The sequence below is a fragment of the Cobetia sp. SIMBA_158 genome (genome assembly GCF_046566945.1).
GTDB classification, from domain to species: Bacteria; Pseudomonadota; Gammaproteobacteria; order Pseudomonadales; family Halomonadaceae; genus Cobetia; species Cobetia amphilecti.
This window is the reverse complement of sequence record NZ_JAWJYL010000685.1, coordinates 1-256: the sequence shown is the minus strand read 5'-3', so window position 1 is coordinate 256 and position 256 is coordinate 1. Positions and strand designations below refer to the sequence as shown.

The window sequence follows — 256 nt, the reverse complement described above, 5'->3', positions numbered from 1 at the left end:
AGTAATGTGCCTGCCAATATCAAAAGCCCGCCATTGCGTGCCAGCACCATCTAAAAGTTGGCCTAAGGTTGCTATTTGATCACTCATTGTTTTCCCTGTCGTTTTTAACTGCAAAATTGCACTAATTATACGCCATAGCGAGCTTTGTGGGAACAGGGTATAATTGCTGCATAACTTATAAAGAGGGTGGTTATGTTCCAACAGACCCAAGCTTATTTAGTGCAATTAAAAGCGCTATTACAAAAGCATCAACTTT

Annotated in this window: 1 protein-coding gene; it reads right to left on the bottom strand. The window is 40.2% G+C overall.

Annotation, left to right across the window (positions count from 1 at the left end; genetic code table 11):
- Positions 1–201: hypothetical protein (locus R2R70_RS21565; RefSeq protein WP_410979133.1), on the bottom strand; the 201-nt coding region annotated here is incomplete at its 3' end.
- Positions 202–256: the final 55 nt, after the last annotated feature.